This window comes from Streptomyces sp. NPDC096193 (assembly GCF_040302905.1).
Taxonomy (GTDB): Bacteria; Actinomycetota; Actinomycetes; order Streptomycetales; family Streptomycetaceae; genus Streptomyces.
Window position 1 is genome coordinate 198,493 of record NZ_JBEOSJ010000009.1, and the last position, 18,937, is coordinate 217,429.

Sequence of the window (18,937 nt, forward strand, 5' to 3'; positions counted from 1 at the left end):
GCACGTGAGTGGGCCCCGCAGGCGGGCGGCCTGGTGCGGCCGGAGATTCGCACCCGTCCGCCCCGAACGGCCGCGCCCGTCGCGGTGGTGCCTGCCCCACCACCGTCACACCCTCTTGCCCGATGGCTTCGCCCGTGCGCCGCGGCCTACCGTTGCCGCATGCCTTCAGCCGTGCAGCTCAAGATCCCGTGCGCACCGACTCCGGGCGAACCGACTCCGGGCGAAGCGAGAGCGTGCGAACCGGGCCCGCGGGAAGCGAGTCCGTGAGAATCGACCGACCGCTCCGGGTAGTTCTGGCCGAGGACAGCGTCCTGCTGCGTGAGGGACTGACCGGTCTGCTCGCCCGCTCCGGCCACGAGACCGTCGCCGCAGTGGGCGACGCGGACGCCCTGCGGGTCGCCGTCGCCGAGCACACACCGGACATCGTGGTCACGGACGTCCGGATGCCGCCCGGCTTCCAGGACGAGGGACTGCGCGCCGCCGTCGCGCTGCGCGAGCGCAACCCCGCGCTGCCCGTCCTGGTGCTCGGCCAGTACGTCCAGCGCGCTTACGCGGCCGATCTGCTCGACAGCGGTGACGGCACCGGCATCGGGTATCTCCTCAAGGACCGGGTCGGCCGGATCGAGGAGTTCCTGGACGCGCTCACCCGTGTCGCCGAGGGCGGCACGGTCGTCGACCCCGAGGTCGTACGGCACTTGCTGCGCCGCCGCCGGGACCCGCCGGCCGCGCTCACACCGCGCGAGCGCGAGGTGCTCGCGCTGGTGGCGGAGGGCAGGTCGAACGCGGCCATCGCCCGCGCGCTGGTCGTCACCGAGGCGGCGGTCGGCAAGCACATCGGCAGCATTCTCGCCAAACTCGACCTGCCGCCGGCCGAGGACACCCACCGCCAGGTGCTCGCCGTCCTCGCGTTCCTGAGCTCATGAGCCCCGTACGACACCGTGCGCCCCGTCTGTTTCAGGGCGCATTGGCGTAATACCGGAGTGGCCGATGATGCCCCGGGGAAGGTCCCAGATCTCCGAGACCTGGGAGCCCGCCGTGCCGCCCGTGCCAGCCGATCCGTCCGTACCGCCCATGCACCGCCGTCAGTTCCTCCAGACCGCCGCCGTGCTGGCGGCGACCGGGACCGCGGGTTCCCTCGACACCGCCGGCGCGGCACCCGTCGTACAGGCGGCCGGCACGGCGACGGCGGCCCCGACGACCGGGCTGCACTTCACGGCCGCCACCAACGGCGCCGCCGCACCCGCGTCCGGCGGACGTCTCGTCGCCGAGGTGCAGAACATCCTCTGGTCCGTCCCCGCGGACGGGTCCCCGGCGACCGCACTCACCCGGCCCGACCTGGAGCCGGGCCGTCCCGTCTGCTCCCCGGACGGCCGGCGGGTCGCCATGGCCTGCTACCAGGGGGGCCAATTCCACATCTGGACGATGGCCGCGGACGGGTCGGGCCTGCGGCAGCTCACGGAAGGACCGTGGGACGACCGCGCCCCCTCCTGGTCGCCGGACGGCACCCGGATCGTCTTCTCCTCGGAACGCGGCGGCGACCCGGTCACCGGCAGTCCGTACCGGATCTGGTCCGTCGAGGTCCGCACGGGACGGCTCACCCGGCTCACCGGCCTGCCCGGCCAGGACAACCCCGACGTGCCCTGGGAGGACTACGACCCCGTCTGGTCGCCGGACGTCGCCCGCGTCGTCTTCGTCCGCGCCCGCCTCGACTCCGGTGTCCTCCGAGCCCGCACACTCGCCGCCGTCCCCGCCACCGGCGGCGAGGTGACCGTCGAACACACCGAGACCGAACCGGGCAACCTGCTCACCCCCGCCGTCTCCCCGGCAGGCCGCCGCGCCTGGCTGCGGGCCATCGGCTCCGCCACGCGGTACGAGCGGATGGTCCTCGTGGTGGACGGCAGACCGGCCGCCGTGGACGGCGAGATCGCGGGCGTCCCGCCGCGCTGGCTGGACGACGAACGGCTGCTCCTCACGGTCGGCGGCCGCTTCACCGTCGTACGGCCGCACCGCGACGCTCCCGCCGAACACATCGGATTCAGCGCCACCCTCCCCGTCGACCGCCCCGATTACCGGGTCAAGGCGTACGACTTCGAGCCCCGCGGCGCCCGTCCCGTACGCGGCATCCATCTGCCCAAGCTCTCCCCGGACGGGCGTTCCGTCGCCTTCGTCTCGCTCAACGCCCTGTGGATCCAGGGGACTTCGGCCGGCTCCCGGCCCCGCAAGGTGGTGCAGGCCGACCCGAACACCTACCTCCAGGGCCCGGCCTGGGCGCCCGACGGCACTTCGCTGGTGTACGTCGACGACCGCGACGGCGGGCTGAACACCGTCCGCCGCCACGACCTCGCGTCCGGCGCGGACACCGTGCTGGCGGGCGGCGGCCGGGTGCATCCCGCCCTCTCCCCGGACGGCGGACGCCTCGCCTGCCTCGACGTCGCGGGCAACCTCGTCGTCCGCGACCTGGCCGCCGGCACCGAGGAGACGCTGGCCGCGCCGATGGGCGGCGGCGGACTGCCCGGCCCTCCCAGCTGGTCGCCCGACGGCCGCCATCTCGCCTACTGCGACCGCAACCGGCTCAACCGCCGCTTCCGCGAGGGCTACAACCTCATCCGCGTCGTCGACACCACCACCGGCAGCTCGGCCCTCCACCCGCTCGCGCCGCACGTCTCGCTCTCCGACCGCTATGCGAGCGGACCCGTCTGGTCGCCGGACGGCCGCCACCTCGCCTGCGTCAGCGAGTCCGCGCTGTGGCTGCTGCCGGTGCGCGCCGACGGCACACCGGACGGCGCCCCGCGCCGGATCACCGACGAGGCGGCCGACCACCCGAGCTGGTCCGGGGACTCGCGCACCCTGCTGTATCTGTCGAACGGGCGGCTGCGGCTGCTGGAGCCGGGCGGCCGTCCCAGTACCGTTCCCGTCCCGCTCTCCTACCGCGGGCCGGCCCCGGTCGAGACCGTCGTCCACGCGGGCCGGCTCTGGGACGGCACGGGGTCCGCGCCCCGCGAGGACGTGGACATCCTGATCCGGGACGGCCGTGTCGCCGCTGTCGAGGCGCATCGCGCCTCCCGCCGCGCCGCGCGGAAGATCGACGCCTCCCGGCAGACCGTCCTGCCGGGACTGTGGGACACCCACACCCACCCGTGGCAGTACACCTACGGTGCCCGTCAGACCGCCGTGTCCCTCGCCTACGGCATCACCACCACGGTCTCCCTCGCGGGCTTCTCCTACGAACAGGCCCGACTGCGCGAGGACATCACCGCGGGCCGCCTCGCCGGGCCGAGGCTGCTGACCACCGGTGAACTGCTCGACGGCTCCCGGGTCGCGTACAGCATGGGCCGCGCCCACCGCACGCCCGAGGGGCTCCAGCGCTCACTGGCCCGCGGGGCGGCCCTGGACTGGGACTTCGTCAAGACCTACGTCCGCGCACCCGCCTGGCTGATGTCGGAGGCGGCCCGCTTCGGTCATGAGCTGCTGGGGGTACGGTCCGGCTCGCATCTGTGCTCCCAGGGCTTCCAGACCGGCCAGGACCTCACCTCGCACCTGGTGGCGACCGAACGCGCGGAGTACGGCCACGGCGCGACCGCCGAGGGGTTCACCCACCAGGACACCGTCGAGAACTACGCCAACGGCTTCCATCTGATCGAGACCCCCTTCACCGCGATCACCGTCCTCTCGGACCATCCGGGCCTGCTGGACGACCCCCGGGTCACCGCGATGATGCCCCCGTGGGACGTGCTCGCCCTGCGCGAGCGGGCCGCCATGCCCGTCACCGACGCCGAACGGCTCTCCCTGCGCCGGGAGTTCGCGACCTGCCGCAAGGTGATCGCGGCGGGCGGTCTGGTCGCTCTCGGCACGGACACCCCGCTCACCCCCGTCGGCCTCCACCTCCACCTCGGTCTGCGGGCCATGGTCGCCCACGGCTTCACCCCCGCCGAGGCACTGCTGACGGCGACGGCGAACGCGGCGAAGGTCTTCGGCGCGCAGCGGGATCTCGGCACGGTCGAGCCGGGCCGGCTGGCGGATCTGACGGTCGTGGACGGCGACCCGTTCACGGACTTCGACACCCTGATGAGCACCGCCCGCGTCCTCATCGCGGGCCGCAGCCACGAGCGCGGCGCGCTGGAGGACGTCTACGCCCGGCCGGCGCCGGAGCGGGCGGACGTCGGCCGTTCGCTGTGGGCGGCGGCGAGTGAGGTGATGCATCGCGAGGGCTGCTGCGGCTGAACCGGTGACGCCGGGCCTGAGGCGCGAGCACGGGTGGCGACCCGCTCTCTGCGGGCCCGTCGGGCGTCGCTGCGGCGCAAAGGAGGTCGCGCGGCGCAGAAGGGCGGAAACACATCTGGGGCTTCTCGGTCGGCCGAGAAGCCCCAGATGATCAGATGTGCGCCGCCAGGGACTCGAACCCCGGACCCGCTGATTAAGAGTCAGCTGCTCTAACCAACTGAGCTAGCGGCGCCTGCTGACTCGGAAATAATACCCGGTCCCCGGAGGTGCTGCGGACCGACTCGCGCGCGGGGCAGGCCCCGGCGACGACCCGGCCCGGCGCCTGCCCCTAGATCGCGAGCGACAGCACCACCGGCGCCGCTCTGCGGTTCAGCGTGTCCGCGGCCGAGCGCAGCCGGTGGGCGTGCTCGATCGGCATGGACAGGGCCAGGCAGCCGACCGCGGAGCCCGCCGTCAGCGGGACGGCCGCGCAGACCGTGCCCACCGCGTACTCCTGGAGATCCAGGATCGGGACCGTCGGCGGCTGGCTGTCCAGCTTGGAGAAGAGCAGCTTCTCGCTGGTGATCGTCCTCGACGTCAGTCGCGTGATCCGGTGGCGGGCCAGATGGTCCCGGCGGCCGTTCTGGTCGAGCTGGGTCAGCAGGCACTTGCCGACGGCGCTCGCGTGCGCCGCCGAGCGGAAGTCCACCCACTCGTTGACCTTGGGGGCGCGCGGACCGTCGGCGTACTGCGTGATCTTGACTTCGCCGTCGATGTACCGGCTGATGTAGACCGCGGCTCCCACCGAGTCGCGCAGCGCGGTCAGCGTCTCCTGGAGCTTGGCCTCCAGCGCCTCCTGGCGCGTGATGCCCGAACCGAGAAGGACCAGGGAGTCGCCTATCACGTAGGCGCCGTCCGCGACCTGCTCCACGTAACCCTCGCGGCGGAGCATGGCCAGCATGGGAGCCAGATGCCCGGTGGGCAGCCCTGTCTCCCGGGCGATCTGGACGTCGGTGACGCCACCGCCGTGCTTCGAGATCGTCTCCAGGACACGCAGGACGTACTGCACCGAATGGAACGGCGCGGTCGGCTCCGGCTTCAGCGCCACGGTCTCCCCCTAGCAGGTCGTCACCGCAAGCTTCTCTACCACGATAGCGGTCAAGAGCCGCTGGAGGGGCGGCTGTTGGCGAGAATGACGGAGCGCCCCGGGGCTCTGCCCAGGGGCGCATCCGTCTGGCATATGCCGTTGTCACGATCGTGGCTCGCGGGCCCCGGAATGCTCAGAGCACGGCGCTCAGGAACTCCCGTGTCCGCTCGTTCTCCGGCTCGGTGAAGATCTTGTCCGGGTGGCCGGATTCGATCACCTTGCCCTCGTCGAACATCAGCACGCAGTCCGAGATGTCCCGGGCGAAATTCATCTCGTGGGTCACGCACAGCATCGTGATGTCGGTGGTGTGCGCGATGTCCCGCAGGACGTCGAGGACACCCGCGACGAGCTCGGGGTCGAGCGCCGAGGTGACCTCGTCGAGCAGCAGCACCTTGGGGCGCATCGCCAGCGCGCGCGCGATGGCGACGCGCTGCTGCTGGCCGCCGGACAGCTGGCTGGGGTAGGCGTCGCAGCGGTCGCCGAGCCCGACCAGGTCGAGCAGCCCGCGGGCCCGCTCGTCCGCCTCGTCCTGGGACATCCCCAGCACATGGACCGGGGCCTCGGTGATGTTCCGCAGGACCTTCATGTTCGGGAAGAGGTTGAACTGCTGGAACACCATGCCGATGTTCTTCCGCACCTCGCGCACGTGCTTCTCGCCGGCCGGGACGAGTCTGCCGTTCTTCTCCTCGTGGCACAGATACTGCCCGTCGACGGTGATCGTGCCCTCGTCCGGCCTGGTCAGCGTCATCAGCAGCCGCAGGATCGTGGTCTTGCCGGACCCGGACGGCCCGATCAGCGTCACGTGCTTGCCCGGGTCGACGGTGAAGTCCAGCGAGTCCAGGACGGTGTTGGCGCCGAAGCGCTTGGTGACCCCGTCGAAGCGGATCAGCTCGCCGGTCGCCGGTGCGGTGCCGGCCGGTGCGGCGGTGGCCGCTGTGGCGCCGGCCGCCGCTTCCTTCGCGGTGTTCGGGGGGTTGCTGTCAGCGGACAAGGCGTCGCTCCAGTGCTCGCATGAGAAGGGATGCCGGATAGGAGATGAGGATGAAGGCGATGCCGACGACCGTGAACGCCTCGACCGTCAGGAAGGTCTCGGACGCGAACTGCCGTGCCTCACCGAGCATGTCCATCACACCGATGACGAAGATCATCGGAGTGTCCTTGAGCATCGCGATGACGTAGTTGCCGAGCGCCGGGGCGACCCGGCGGATCGCCTGCGGAAGGATCACCGCACCCCAGGTACGGGTGCGCGGCAGGCTCAGCGCGGTGGCCGCCTCCCACTGACCCTGCGGGACGCCGTCGATGCCGGCGCGGTAGACCTCGGCGGTGTACGTCGAGTAGTGCAGGCCGAGCCCGACGACGCCGGTGACCATGGCCGAGAGCGTGATGCCCCACTCCGGCAGGACGTAGTACAGGAAGAACAGCTGCACCAGCAGCGGGGTGTTGCGGACGAACTCGGTGACTGCGGTCACCGGCAGGCGCACCACGGCCAGGTGTGAGCGCTGGGCCAGCGCCCAGACGAGGCCGAGCGCGAAGGCGACCAGCGCGCCCAGCACCAGGGCCTGAAGGGTGACCAGCAGGCCGTCCCAGAAGCGCGGCATGAACTCGTCGACTGCGGACCAGTCCCACTGCATCAGCGCTCACCCCCGGCGCTCGCCGAGACCCGGTTCTGGCGGGGGATGTCGAGCTTGCGCGCCACACCGGGCGACCGCGGTGGCGGAGCCTGCCCGACGCCGGCCTTGGCCTGGCGTTCCAGGACGCGCATGCCCCGGGTCAGGACGAAGGCGAGGACGAAGTACATCACCAGGATGATCGTGTAGACGGGCGCGCTCTGGCCCGTGGCGTTGCGCACCAGCGAGGCGCCGAACGCGATGTCCGCCACGCCCATGATCGAGACGAGGGCGGTGCCCTTCAGCAGCTCGATCAGCAGGTTGTTGAAGGGCGGGATCATCTCCGGCCAGGCCTGCGGAAGGATGATCTTCCGCAGTTGCTGGGCGGGGGTGAAGCTGAGGGCGATGCCCGCCTCGCGCTGGGCGGGGGAGACCGCGCCCACCGCGCCCCGTACGACTTCGGAGCCGTAGGCGCCGTAGGTGAGGCCGAGGGAGAGGACCGCCGCCCACAGGGGGACGAGCTGCCATCCGAAGCCGAGGGGCAGGACGAAGAAGATCCAGAACATCAGGATCAGCGCCGAGGTGCCGCGGAAGATCTCGAAGTAGGCGCCGGCGACGAAACGCACGATCCACAGCCGGTGCGCGCGTGCGAGGCCGACGACGAAGGCGACGACCGCGGCCAGCGCCGCGCTGAGGACGGTCAGCTGGACCGTGATCCACACGCCTTTGAGGAGGAGTTCCCACAAACCCGCGGATATCTCGCTCATGGCTTGCACTTCTCCTTGGCGGTGATGGTGGTCATCTGGTCCTTCGTGAAGCCGAAGGGCCGCATGATCTCCAGCAGTTCGCCGCTCTTCTTGAGCTTGTGCAGCTCACGGTTGAAGGCGTCCCGGAGCGTGGTCTCGGGGCTGCGGAACGCGAAGCCGCCGACGTCGATGACGGGCTTGCCCTTGACGTACGGCGTGACCTCGGCCGTCGCCTCGACCTTGCCGCTCCGGGTCTCCTTGACGACATTGCGCACTGTGACGGCGGTGCCCACGAAGACGTCCACCCGGCCCTGTTCCACCGCGAGCAGGCCCGCGAGCTGGTCCGGCAGGGTCGTCAGGTTCTTGACCCCCGCCTCCTTGGCGTAGTCGATCTCCGCGTAGCCGACGCCCGTGGCCATCTTCGCGCCGGTCTCGGCGATGTCCTTGTAGCTGCGCAGGTTCTTCGGGTTGCCCTTGCGCACGATGAAGGCGTCGAGCATCTGGTACTCGGGGTCGGCGAAGATGACCTGTTCGCAGCGGTCGGGGTTGATGTACATCCCGGCGGCGACGACGTCGAACTGGAGGGAGTTGAGGCCGGTGATCAGGGAACCGAACTCGGTGGGGAACGGCTGGACGTTGTCGACGCCCAGCTCCTTGAAGATGCGTTCGGCGATGGCGGGGGCGGAACCCGTCATCTTGCCGTCCTTGCCGATGTAGCTGTACGGCTGCTCGCCCGCGAGTCCCAGCCGCACGGTCTTCTTCGCGCGCAGTTGCTCCAGCAGATGCCCCCCGTCCCCGGCGTCGGCGGTGGCCACCCTGCTGCATGCGCTCGTCGCACCGACGGCGCCCACGGCACCCAGGGCCACGGCCCCGGCGAGCAGTGAACGGCGCCGGATTCCTGGGCCTGTGCTGTGTCTGGATATCCCCTGTGGTGGAGCCATGGGGGCGCGGCTACCCCGTTCGCATTCGGGTATGCGGATGAATTTGCGCCCGGGACAGGCGGGCATGAGTGGGGAAGCACCACCCACCCGAGGAGATTGCATGGCTGACCACAGCACCGGCCCGGCCGACCGTTTCGTCGAGGTCTCGCTCGACAAGCGCGGAATCAGCTGCACAGCACGGCTCTTGACCGACAAGGCGCCGCTCACGTGCGCGGCCGTGTGGGACGCGCTGCCGCTGGGCGGCGACGTCTACCACGCCAAGTACGCGCGCAACGAGATCTACGCCCTGCTGCCCGCCTTCGCGCCGCAGGAGCCGCCGCTGGAGAATCCGACCGTCACTCCCATTCCGGGAGATCTCTGCTACTTCACCTTCTCCGACGTGCAATTGGGTACGAACTCGTACGGCTACGGGGACAAGGCGGCCCACGCGGGCCGCGCCACCGTCGTCGACCTCGCGCTGTTCTACGAACGCAACAACCTGCTGCTCAACGGCGACACCGGATGGGTCCCCGGCATCGTCTGGGGCACCGTGGTCGACGGCCTCGACCGGATGGCCGAGGCCTGTCAGGACCTGTGGCGGGCCGGTGCGCTGGGGGAGACCCTCAGCTTCCGGCGGGCCTAGGCCCCATCGCCGGACGGGGCGCGGGCATCGACGCCACCCCGGACTCGTAGAGCGCGTGCGCGGCCCGCAGCACCAGCGCGTCCGCGTGCCGCGCCCCGACCAGCTGGACGCCGATCGGCAGCCCGTCCTCGTCCACCCCGCACGGCACGGTCGCGGCGGGCTGCTGCGTCAGGTTGAAGGGATAGGTGAACGGCGTCCAGCCCGTCCAGCGGCGGTGCCCCGAGCCGGCCGGCACCTCGACGCCCGCCTCGAAGGCGGTGATCGGCAGCGTCGGCGTCACCAGCAGGTCGTACGTGCCGTGGAAGCGGCCCATGCGCCGGCCCAGATCCATCCGGGTGTCCACGGCCGCCAGATACTCCAGCGCGCTGTGCCGCGCGCCGATCGCGGTGATCTCGCGCAACCCGGGGTCCAGCGACTGCCGCTGCGGGGACCCCAGCGCCTGGAGCAGTCGCGCCGCACCGCTGAACCACAGGGTGTGGAAGGCCTCCACCGGGTCGGCGATGTCGGGGTCGGCCTCCTCGATGTACGCGCCGCGCCCGGCCAGCGCCTGCACCGCCCCGCGTACCGCGGAGGCGATCGCCGGACGGACCGCCACCTGCCCGCCGAAGGACGGTGAGTAGGCGATCCGCAGCCCGTGGACGCCGTCCGCGAGCGTGTCCTGTGTGCCGCCGGCGGGCGACAGTTGCGACCAGTCCCGCCAGTCCGGGCCGCTGATCACATCGAGCAGCAGCGCCGCGTCCGCCGCGTCGCGGGTCATCGGCCCGACGTGCGCCAGCGTCCCGAACGGGCTGGAGGGATACAGGGGCACCCGGCCGTACGTCGGCTTGAGGCCGAAGATCCCGCAGAAGGAGGCGGGGATGCGGACCGAACCGCCGCCGTCCGTGCCCAGCGAGAGAGCGCCCGCGCCCAGCGCCACCGCGGCCCCGCTGCCGCCGCTGGACCCTCCCGCCGTCCGCGACGGGTCGTAGGGGTTGCCGGTCACGCCGTGCCGCGGGGAGTCCGTGACGCCCTTCCAGCCGAACTCGGGCGTGGTCGTCTTGCCGAGGAAGACCGCGCCGTGCTCACGCATCCGGGCCACCGACGGCGCGTCCTCGTCCCAGGCGCCGTCTTCGCGGACGGCGTGCGAGCCGCGCAGGGTCGGCCCGCCGCGCTGGAGCAGCAGGTCCTTCACGGTGACCGGCACGCCGTCGAGCAGCCCCAGCGGCTCCTTCCGTCGCCAGCGGTCGGCCGAGGCCTCGGCCTGGGCGAGCGCCGCATCGGCGTCGACCCGGACGAAGGCGTTGACCAGGGGCTGCACCGCCTCGATCCTCTCCAGCGCCGCTCGGGTCGCCTCGACGGGCGAGAAGTCCCCTTTCTCGTAGCCGGCCAGCAGTTGGCGTGCGGTGTGGTCAGTCAGCGGATCAGTCATGCATGGGGACGTACCCACGTTTCTTGTCCACCACGTTCGGGAACGGCTTTCCGGCCTCCCACAGCTCGTACAGATCGACGAACTGCTCGCCCAGCCGGTCACGCCAGCCCACCGTGTCGCCGCTCATGTGCGGGGACACGATCAGCCCGGGCACGTCCCACAGCGCGCTGTCGGGCTCCAGTGGCTCCGAGGTGAAGACATCGAGGGCGGCGCCCGTGATCACCCGGTCGTTCAGCGCCGCGACGAGATCGTCCTCGACGACCAGCGGTCCGCGTCCCACGTTGATGAACCGGGCCGACGGCTGCATCAGGGCGAAGCGCCGCCGGTCGAACATTCCGCGCGTCGCGTCCGTCAGCGGGGCGGCGCACACCACCCAGTCCGCCCGCGCCAGCAGCGGATCGAGATCCTCAGTGCCGTGGATGGCGCCCCGTGCGGTTCGGCCCACGACCGCCACGGTGACGCCCAGGGCCTCCAGGGTCGTGGCCACCGCCCGGCCGATGGGTCCGGCGCCGACGACCGTGGCCCGGGTGCCGGCGACGCGGAGTCCTTCGCGGTGGCGCCATCGGCGCTGCCGCTGGAGTTCGAGGGTCCCGGGGAGGTCCTTCGCCATGGCGAGCACCAGGCCCGCGACGTACTCCGCGATGGGTTCCTCGAAGACGCCGCGGGCGTTGGTGACCACGGTGTCGGATGCGGCCAGTTCCGGGCAGAGCAGCCGGTCGACGCCGGCGCTCGGGGTGTGCACCCAGCGCGGTCGCGGGCCGTCCCCCGGCCAGGCGAGCCGTACCGCGTCGGAGGTGAAGTCCCAGGCCAACAGCACGTCCGCGTAAGGGAGTCGGGAGGCGAGCGACTGCTCGTCGGCGTAGCTGACACGGACCCGTCCGGTCAGCCGGCCGAGACGGGGCGGGGGGTCCGCCTGGAGGACGAGAAGAGTGGGTTCGGACATCAAGCGGAAGCCGTTTCGTAACGTCTGACATGTACGGATTGACCCACGCTCGCAGCCGAACCTAACGTCGTCAACAACACGTCAAAGGGGGCCGTGCGATGGATGTCTCCTTTCTCGGCGGGCCGCAACCGCAACGCGGTGTCGGCATCGTCGCCCCGTTCGATTTCGCGCTGGATCGCGAACTGTGGCGTTGGGTCCCCGACGACGTCTCACTGCGGCTGACGCGTACTCCCTACGTCCCCGTGGAGGTCTCCCTCGACCTCGCCCGCCTGGTCAGTGAGCACGAGACGCTGCACAAGGCCGTGCAGGCGCTCGGGGCGTCCGAGCCCGAAGTCATCGCCTACGCCTGCACATCCGGCAGCTTCGTCGGCGGAATCGCCGGGGAGCGGGCCATGTGCGAGGCGATGACCTCGGCGGGGGACGTCGCCTCGCTGACCACGTCCGGTGCCCTGCTCGAAGCACTCGACGAGCTGGGCGCCCGCCGTATCGCCCTCGTGACCCCCTATACGGAATCGGTCACGCGTTCGCTGGAGGACTACTTGGCGGAAGCCGGGGCAACCGTCACGGGCCGCGCTTTTCTCGGACTGACCCGGCACATCTGGAAGGTGCCGTACCGGTCGGTGGTGGACATGGCGCGGCAGGCGGTGGTGGGCGCGGCCGACGCGCTCTTCATCAGCTGCACGAATCTGCCGACGTACGACGCGATCCCCCAGCTGGAGGCCGAACTGAGGATGCCGGTGCTCTCCGCGAACCAGGTGACGATGTGGGCGGCGCTGCGCCGGATCGGCGTGCACGCGGTCGGGCCGTACCAAGGGCTGCTGCTGCAGCCGGAGGCCCAGCCCGAGATCCCGCTCCCTCCCCAGGCACCGCAGCCCCAGGCTCAGCCGGCCCAGCCCGAAGATCAGGAAGGCTGGACATGACGACGGTCGGACTTCTGTACCCCGGGCACTCCGCCGAGGACGACTACCCGCGCTTCGAGGTGCTGCTCGACAGCGACATCAGGCTGCCGGTCGTGCACACCGACATCGGTGAGGACGCCCACCGTGTGGACGCGCTGCTGAACATGGGGTCGCCCGAGCGGCTTGCCGCGGGTGTGGAGGAACTCCGCCTCGCGGGCGCCGAGTCGGTCGTCTGGGCGTGCACGAGCGGAAGCTTCGTGTATGGGTGGGACGGCGCCCACGAGCAGACGCGGGCGCTCGCGCTGGCGGCCGGGCTCCCGGCGTCCAGCACGTCGTTCGCCTTCGCCCACGCCGTACGGGCGCTAGGCGCGGAACGGGTGGCGGTCGCGGCGACCTATCCGGAGGACGTCACCGCCCATTTCACGGCGTTCCTCAAGGCGGCGGGGACCGAGGTGGTCGCGGACCGGGCGAGCGGCGTCATCACGGCGGCCGAGGTCGGCACCTGGGGCCGGGACGAGGTGCTGGACCTGGCGCGCGCGGGAGACCATCCGGACGCCGAGATCGTGCTGCTGCCGGACACGGCCCTGCACACGGCGGCGTTTCTGCCCGAACTGGAGGAGACGCTCGGCAAGCCGGTCCTCACGGCGAACCAGGTGACCGTCTGGGAGGGCCTGCGGCTGGCGGAGCGCCGGGCGTGGGCGCCGAAGCTGGGCACGCTGTTCGCCAAGCGGGACCAGATCCGCATCTGAGTGGCGGGCCGTGCGGGGGCCTGATCCGAGCGCCCGCCCGGGGCCTGATCCGCGCGCCCGCCCGGACCCTGATCCGCGCGCCCGGTGCGGGTCCGGCTCCGGTCCGCGCGGCCGGGGCCTGATCCGAGCGCCCGATCCGGGTCCGGCTCCGATCCGCGCGGCCGGTGCCTGATCCGCGCGCCCGATCCGCGCGGCCGGGATCCGTACCCGATCCCGGCCGGCGTGCCGGGACGCTGACCCGGGCTGACGGCCCGGACCGGATCCCGCCGGGGCCGGGCCTCCGCCTCGCGGACCTGGGCGGAGCCTTGGCCCCCGCCCGCTCCGGAATAAAACGGAGACGCCCTCCTGTTCTCGTGTGTTGTACGTTTTTCATGCGCAGGAGGGCTGAACCGGTGGACGACGCGATACAGGGCGACCCGATACGAGGCACGACGCGGGGTACGGCGCCGGTGCCGCTGTCCGTGCTGGATCTGGTCACGGTCGGCGAGGGACGTACCGCGAGCGACGCCCTGCGCACCAGTGTGCAGATCGCCCGGCTCGCCGAGAGCCGCGGCTACGGCCGCCACTGGGTGGCCGAACACCACTCGATGCCCGGCGTCGCCTCCTCCTCGCCCGCCGTGATCCTCGCGCACCTCGCCGCGCACACCGAGCACATCCGCCTCGGCTCCGGCGGCGTGATGCTCCCCAACCACGCGCCCCTGGTCATCGCCGAGCAGTTCGGCACCCTGGAGGCGCTCGCCCCCGGCCGTGTCGACCTCGGCCTCGGCCGCGCCCCCGGCACGGACGGCGCGACCGCCGCCGCACTGCGGCGCACCGAGCGGCTGGGCGAGGGCGCGGACGACTTCCCGCAGCAACTCGCCGAGCTGACACGGTTCCTGGACGACGACTTCCCCGACGGGCACCCCTACAGCCGTATCCACGCGGTCCCGGGCCCGGTGCAGGGACCCACCGGCCGTCCGCCCATCTGGCTCCTCGGCTCCTCCGGCTTCAGCGCCCGGCTGGCCGGCGTGCTGGGACTGCCCTTCGCCTTCGCCCACCACTTCTCGGCCCAGAACACCATCCCGGCCCTCGACCTCTATCGCGAGTCCTTCCGGCCCTCGGCGGTGCTGGACGCCCCCTACGCGCTCATCGGCGTGGCGGCGCTCGCCGCCGACGACGAGAAGGAGGCCCGCCGTCAGGTGCTCACCGGGGCGCTCTCGATGCTGCGGCTGCGCACCGGCCGCCCGGGGCTGGTGCCGACGCCCGAGGAGGCGGAGGCCTACCGATTCAGCCCCATGGAGCGCGAGTTCGTCGACAGCTGGCTCACCAACATCGTCCACGGCACGCCCGGCGCGGTGCGTACGGGTCTGGACGACCTCCAGAAGCGCACGGGAGCCGACGAGTTGATGCTCACGGCCAACGCCCACGGCGGTGACGTCCGGCTCCGTTCGTACGAACTGATCGCCGACGCCTACGAATTGCCGACCTCCGTGGTTCCTTCCTGACCAGGTCCGCCGCGCTCGGTTAACGCACCCTTAAACCGCTCGTCACGATGGTGCCGGGCGGTTTTTGCATCCTGTTGCAACAGCCTGACAAGCGGTTTCACCTCAAAATTGGTCTAGTCCTAATGTGGTCAGGACCATTGACGCGCCGGTGGCCGGATCGCTATCTCTTCTCCCACTCACGTCGGCACAACCCCGGAGGCTGTCCGTGCGCTCCCCCAGACCCTTGCTCGCGGCCCTGACGACCGCGGCGCTAGCCGCAGGCGTCATGGCCGGTTTCGCCGCCACCGGCCCGGTCGGCGCGGCCGGCAACGACGCCCAGCTCGCCGCCGCATCCACGGGCGGGGTGAAGATCGCGTACTACGACCAGTGGAGCGTGTACGGCAACGCCTTCTACCCCAAGCACCTCCAGGACCGGGGCATCGCGGGGAAGCTCGACATCATCAACTACTCGTTCGGGAACATCCACCCCACGGATCTGACCTGTTTCGAGGCGAACAAGGCGGCGGGCGACGACAACAACCCGAACGCCGGTGACGGTGCGGGCGATGCCTTCGCGGACTACCAGAAGACCTTCGGCGCGGCCGACAGCGTGGACGGCGTCGCCGACACCTGGAACCAGCCGATCGCGGGTGTCTTCAACCAGTTCAAGAAGCTCAAGGCGAAGAACCCCCATCTGAAGATCAACATCTCGCTGGGCGGCTGGACGTACTCCAAGTACTTCCACGACGCGGCGAAGACGGACGCGAGCCGCAAGAAGCTCGTGGCGTCCTGCATCAAGCAGTACATCCAGGGCGACATCCCCGTCGAGGGCGGCTTCGGCGGAGCGGGCACGGCGGCCGGCATCTTCGACGGCATCGACATCGACTGGGAGTACCCGGGCTCGGCGGGCGGCCACCTCGGCAACCACTACGGTCCCGAGGACAAGGCCAACTTCACCCTGCTGCTGGCCGAGTTCCGCAAGCAGCTCAACGAGTACGGCACCGCGCACGGTGGCAAGAAGTACCTGCTGACGGCCGCGATGCCGGCCGGTCAGGACAAGATCAAGTACATCGAGACGGACAAGGTCGGCGCGTACCTCGACTACGCGAACATCATGACCTACGACATGCACGGCGCCTGGGACGCGGACGGACCCGCCTACCACCAGTCGCCGCTGTACTCGCCGGCGTCCGACCCGACCGACCCGATCCCGCCGGGCACCCAGAAGTACTCGATCGACAACGCGGTGGACGCCTGGATCGACGGCAACCCCGCGTACGGCATCGCGGGCGGTTTCCCGGCCGGCAAGCTGACGCTGGGATACGAGTTCTACTACCGCGGCTGGAAGGGTGTTCCGGCCGGCGCCAGGAACGGTCTCGGCGGCAGCGCCACCGGTGCGAGCGCCGCGCGTCCGCTGAGCCAGCAGGCGGGCATCGCGCACTACAAGGAGCTCGGCGGCATCGTCGACAACGCGGCGACGACGTTCTGGGACGACGAGGCGAAGGCGTCGTACTTCTACAAGGACGGCGAGTTCTTCACCGGCCTCGACAAGCGCGCGATCCAGGCCCGCGCCGACTACGCCCACAACCGCGGTCTGGGTGGCGCGATGATGTACTCCCTGCTCGGCCTGGACCCCGGCGCCAAGCTGCTCAACGACATCGTGGCGGCCGTCGGCAGCTCGCCGAGCCCGGACCCGACCGGTCCCACGCCGTCCCCGTCCGACCCGACGCCCTCGCCGAGCGACCCGACCCCGTCGCCGTCCGACCCGACGCCCGGCTGCACGGCCACGCCGTGGTCCGCCTCCGCGGTCTACACCGGCGGCGGCCTCGTCTCCCACAAGGGCCGCACCTGGAAGGCCCAGTGGTGGACGCAGAACGAGGAGCCCGGCACCACCGGTGAGTGGGGCGTCTGGCGCGACCAGGGTGCCTGCTGATCACAGGTGCTCCGCCCCCCACCACGGCGCCGCCCCGGACCCCCGCTCAGGGGCCGGGGCGGCGCCTGTCGTCGAGGGCCTGTCGTCGAGGGCCGTCGTCACCGTCGCTCAGTCGTACCGGTCCTCAACCGGGCAGCGCGCTGACGCCGATCATCGCCCCGATCCGGTCGGGCGCCACAGCCCGTGAGTACAGCCAGCCCTGACCCGTGTCGCAGCCGATGCTGCGCAGCCGGGAGGCCTGCCCCGAGGTCTCCACGCACTCCGCCGTCACCGTCAGACCGAGCCGGTGCGCGAGCTGGACCAGGGCCTCCACGATCGTCTCGTCCGCCGGGTTCGGGTGCGCCTCGTCCTGGAAACCGCGGACGAACGACCCGTCCAGCTTCAGCGCCGACACCGGCAGCCGGCTCAGATACGCCAGGTTCGAGTAGCCCGTACCGAAGTCGTCGATGGCGATCTGCACCCCCATGTCACTGAGCGCCTGGAGCGCCTGGAGGGGCCGGCCGGCCGAACCCATGACCGCGGACTCGGTCAGTTCGAGCTGGAGAAGGTGCGGCGCCAGCCCGGTCTCGGTGAGGATCTCCGCCACGTCCGCCACCAGGTCGGAGTCCCAGACCTGCCGTACGGCGACGTTGACGCTCACGAACAGCGGCGGGACATCGGGGTGCTCCTGCTGCCACCGGCGCGCCTGGCGGCACGCGGTGCGCAGCACCCACCGCCCGAGCTGGACGATCGAGCCGTCCTCCTCCGCGATCCCGATGAACCGATTCGGCGCAAGCGTCCCGAACTGCGGGTGATTCCACCGCACCAGCGCCTCGACGCCGCGCGTCATCCCGTCCGCCAGTCCCACCAGCGGCTGGTACTCCAGCGCGAACTCCCCGCGTTCCACCGCGGGCCGCAGCGTCGAGGAGAGGGCCTGCCGTGTCATCCGGTGCGCGTTGCGCTCGGGATCGAAGAGCGTCCAGCGCGCCTTGCCGTCCGCCTTCGCCCAGTACAGCGTCGTGTCGGCGGCCTGCATCAGCCCCGTCGCGGTCGTGCCGGCGACCGTGCGCTCCACCACTCCGATCGACGCGGAGACCGAGAGCCGCTGCCCGTCGAGGTCGAACGGCTGTTGCAGCGCGACCAGTACGGACCGGGCGAGATCGGCGACCTGGTCGGTACCCGTGGAGTCCTCGACCAGGATCGCGAACTCGTCGCCGCCGAGCCGGGCCACCAGATGGCCGCCGCCGCGGGTGTAACCGTCGCTGTCCGCGCACTCGGTGAGCCGACGGGCGACGGCCGCGAGCAGCCGGTCGCCGACCCGGTGCCCGAGCGTGTCGTTGACCGCCTTGAAGCCGTCGAGGTCGAGATAGCAGAGACCGACCCGGCCGGTGGACCCCTGGTCGTACGCCGACGATTCGAGGGCCGAGGCGAGCCGTTCGAAGAACAGCGTGCGGTTGGGCAGCCGGGTCACCGCGTCGTGCATCTGGAGATGGCGCAGCCGCGCGTGCAGTTCGCGCCGGTCGCTGATGTCCGCGACGGACAGCAGCACATTGCGGCTGTCGGGCACCGGCGCGACCGTGACCTCCGCCCACAGCGTCCGCCCGTCGGGGTGCTTGAGTCTGCGGGTGCACCGGAAGCGGGAGCGCCGGCCGCGCAGCACCTCGCGGTACGCGTGCCAGGTGCGCCGGTCGGAGGCGAGGTCGACCAGGTCGGCCGCGGTGCGTTCCAGGAGGTCCACGGGCTCGGCGCCGAAGAGCGCCGCGAGCGCCGCGTTGGCCGTCACGACGAGCCCGTCCTGGTCGACGACCGCCATCGCGAGGTGTGCGGCGTTGAATGCCGCCCTGTAGTCGCGCAGTTCGGCGGCGGACCGGCCGACCTGGTGACGCTCCGTGATCTTCGGCCGCGCCCTGCCGGGCACCGCGACTCCCGTCGGCCCTGTTCCTTCGGAGGTTCCGCTCACCGCTCACTCCCGCAGTGCAGTTGTGTCGTACAGGGTCGTACTGATGTGGCCGGCAGGGGGCCGGTCCTACGTCGGCGAAGGTCGGGGGAAGGGTCCGGGGGAAAGTGTGCCGATCATAGAGGCTGCCCCCTGGGCCGTTCCAGCTCCGCCGCTCGGGTGCCGCCCGTCCGTGGTCTCCGGACGATCGTTTCTGCACGGGTCTGCACGGGTGCCGATTCCGCCCTGACCGAATGTGACGTTCCGTGAGCCATCGGAGTGTCGTCGGGTCTCGGGTCGATGTCGGCCCGATGTCAGGTCGGTCACCCGAGTGGGGCACCGGAACAGGACGTACCCCGAGAAA

Annotated in this window: 15 protein-coding genes and 1 tRNA gene; 7 read left to right on the forward strand and 9 right to left on the reverse strand. The window is 71.3% G+C overall.

Annotated elements, in window-relative coordinates; genetic code table 11:
• Positions 1 to 263 precede the first annotated feature (263 nt).
• Together ABTX78_RS16290 and ABTX78_RS16295 are read left to right on the forward strand one after the other, a co-directional pair.
• Positions 264 to 923 carry a response regulator gene (locus tag ABTX78_RS16290; RefSeq protein ID WP_502993885.1) on the forward strand — a complete coding sequence of 220 codons (660 nt, stop codon included), beginning with the start codon at positions 264 to 266 and terminating at the stop codon, positions 921 to 923.
• Positions 924 to 1,071: 148 nt separating this feature from the next.
• Positions 1,072 to 4,221 carry an amidohydrolase family protein gene (locus ABTX78_RS16295; RefSeq protein WP_352207491.1) on the forward strand — a complete coding sequence of 1,050 codons (3,150 nt, stop codon included), beginning with the start codon at positions 1,072 to 1,074 and terminating at the stop codon, positions 4,219 to 4,221.
• A gap of 158 nt (positions 4,222 to 4,379) precedes the next feature.
• On the opposite strand, the gene ABTX78_RS16300 is transcribed toward ABTX78_RS16295, so the two are convergent.
• The 6 genes from ABTX78_RS16300 to ehuB all read right to left on the reverse strand — a co-directional run bounded on the left by ABTX78_RS16300 (position 4,380) and on the right by ehuB (position 8,641).
• Positions 4,380 to 4,453 (reverse strand) — tRNA-Lys (locus tag ABTX78_RS16300).
• Positions 4,454 to 4,549: 96 nt separating this feature from the next.
• Positions 4,550 to 5,308: an IclR family transcriptional regulator gene (locus tag ABTX78_RS16305; protein WP_352207439.1), complete on the reverse strand. Its 759-nt coding sequence runs from the start codon at positions 5,306 to 5,308 to the stop codon at positions 4,550 to 4,552.
• 172 nt (positions 5,309 to 5,480) lie between these two features.
• A complete protein-coding gene (ehuA, locus tag ABTX78_RS16310) occupies positions 5,481 to 6,338 on the reverse strand; it encodes an ectoine/hydroxyectoine ABC transporter ATP-binding protein EhuA (RefSeq protein ID WP_502993886.1) in 858 nt (285 codons plus the stop codon).
• Positions 6,328 to 6,978, reverse strand: a complete 651-nt coding sequence (gene ehuD, locus ABTX78_RS16315) for an ectoine/hydroxyectoine ABC transporter permease subunit EhuD (protein ID WP_352207440.1) — start codon at positions 6,976 to 6,978, stop codon at positions 6,328 to 6,330. The genes ehuA and ehuD overlap by 11 nt, the downstream gene beginning before the upstream one ends.
• Positions 6,978 to 7,721, reverse strand: coding sequence for an ectoine/hydroxyectoine ABC transporter permease subunit EhuC (ehuC, locus tag ABTX78_RS16320; RefSeq protein WP_352207441.1), 744 nt, complete (start codon positions 7,719 to 7,721; stop codon positions 6,978 to 6,980). Before ehuC ends, ehuD begins: the two co-directional genes overlap by 1 nt.
• Complete coding sequence (gene ehuB, locus ABTX78_RS16325) at positions 7,718 to 8,641, reverse strand: ectoine/hydroxyectoine ABC transporter substrate-binding protein EhuB (protein WP_352207442.1); 924 nt, start codon at positions 8,639 to 8,641, stop codon at positions 7,718 to 7,720. The genes ehuC and ehuB overlap by 4 nt, the downstream gene beginning before the upstream one ends.
• 100 nt (positions 8,642 to 8,741) lie before the next feature.
• Between ehuB and ABTX78_RS16330 the strand changes: the two genes are divergently transcribed.
• On the forward strand, positions 8,742 to 9,263 hold the full coding sequence (locus ABTX78_RS16330; protein WP_352207443.1) for a DUF3830 family protein: 522 nt from the start codon (positions 8,742 to 8,744) through the stop codon (positions 9,261 to 9,263).
• Here ABTX78_RS16330 and ABTX78_RS16335 read toward each other — a convergent pair.
• The gene (locus ABTX78_RS16335) at positions 9,244 to 10,671 is read right to left on the reverse strand and encodes an amidase (RefSeq protein WP_352207444.1); all 1,428 of its coding nucleotides are present in this window, start codon (positions 10,669 to 10,671) and stop codon (positions 9,244 to 9,246) included. The two genes, ABTX78_RS16330 and ABTX78_RS16335, sit on opposite strands and share 20 nt — an antisense overlap.
• Positions 10,664 to 11,614, reverse strand: a complete 951-nt coding sequence (locus ABTX78_RS16340; RefSeq protein WP_352207445.1) for a D-2-hydroxyacid dehydrogenase — start codon at positions 11,612 to 11,614, stop codon at positions 10,664 to 10,666. The genes ABTX78_RS16335 and ABTX78_RS16340 overlap by 8 nt, the downstream gene beginning before the upstream one ends.
• 98 nt (positions 11,615 to 11,712) lie before the next feature.
• Here ABTX78_RS16340 and ABTX78_RS16345 point away from each other — a divergent pair, with 98 nt between their 5' ends.
• The 4 genes from ABTX78_RS16345 (at position 11,713) to ABTX78_RS16360 (ending at position 16,658) form a co-directional block, all read left to right on the forward strand.
• The gene (locus ABTX78_RS16345) at positions 11,713 to 12,534 is read left to right on the forward strand and encodes a maleate cis-trans isomerase family protein (protein WP_352207446.1); all 822 of its coding nucleotides are present in this window, start codon (positions 11,713 to 11,715) and stop codon (positions 12,532 to 12,534) included.
• Positions 12,531 to 13,262, forward strand: coding sequence for a maleate cis-trans isomerase family protein (locus tag ABTX78_RS16350; RefSeq protein WP_352207447.1), 732 nt, complete (start codon positions 12,531 to 12,533; stop codon positions 13,260 to 13,262). Before ABTX78_RS16345 ends, ABTX78_RS16350 begins: the two co-directional genes overlap by 4 nt.
• Positions 13,263 to 13,654: 392 nt before the next feature.
• Positions 13,655 to 14,746, forward strand: coding sequence for an LLM class flavin-dependent oxidoreductase (locus ABTX78_RS16355; protein ID WP_352207448.1), 1,092 nt, complete (start codon positions 13,655 to 13,657; stop codon positions 14,744 to 14,746).
• A 205-nt stretch (positions 14,747 to 14,951) separates the two neighbouring features.
• A complete protein-coding gene (locus ABTX78_RS16360) occupies positions 14,952 to 16,658 on the forward strand; it encodes a glycosyl hydrolase family 18 protein (protein WP_352207449.1) in 1,707 nt (568 codons plus the stop codon).
• Between the two features lie 124 nt (positions 16,659 to 16,782).
• Here the strand turns inward: ABTX78_RS16360 and ABTX78_RS16365 are convergent, their stop codons facing one another.
• Entirely contained in the window at positions 16,783 to 18,597 is a 1,815-nt protein-coding gene (locus ABTX78_RS16365; protein WP_352207450.1) for a putative bifunctional diguanylate cyclase/phosphodiesterase, read from the reverse strand.
• Positions 18,598 to 18,937 lie beyond the last annotated feature (340 nt).

Bases quoted from the DNA above. Each gene is read 5' to 3' on its own strand.
- ABTX78_RS16295 (WP_352207491.1), top strand. From the start codon at position 1,072: ATGCACCGCCGTCAGTTCCTCCAGACCGCCGCCGTGCTGGCGGCGACC.
- ehuD (WP_352207440.1), bottom strand. From the start codon at position 6,978: ATGCAGTGGGACTGGTCCGCAGTCGACGAGTTCATGCCGCGCTTCTGG.
- ehuC (WP_352207441.1), bottom strand. From the start codon at position 7,721: ATGAGCGAGATATCCGCGGGTTTGTGGGAACTCCTCCTCAAAGGCGTG.
- ehuB (WP_352207442.1), bottom strand. From the start codon at position 8,641: ATGGCTCCACCACAGGGGATATCCAGACACAGCACAGGCCCAGGAATC.
- ABTX78_RS16330 (WP_352207443.1), top strand. From the start codon at position 8,742: ATGGCTGACCACAGCACCGGCCCGGCCGACCGTTTCGTCGAGGTCTCG.
- ABTX78_RS16335 (WP_352207444.1), bottom strand. From the start codon at position 10,671: ATGACTGATCCGCTGACTGACCACACCGCACGCCAACTGCTGGCCGGC.
- ABTX78_RS16340 (WP_352207445.1), bottom strand. From the start codon at position 11,614: ATGTCCGAACCCACTCTTCTCGTCCTCCAGGCGGACCCCCCGCCCCGT.
- ABTX78_RS16345 (WP_352207446.1), top strand. From the start codon at position 11,713: ATGGATGTCTCCTTTCTCGGCGGGCCGCAACCGCAACGCGGTGTCGGC.
- ABTX78_RS16350 (WP_352207447.1), top strand. From the start codon at position 12,531: ATGACGACGGTCGGACTTCTGTACCCCGGGCACTCCGCCGAGGACGAC.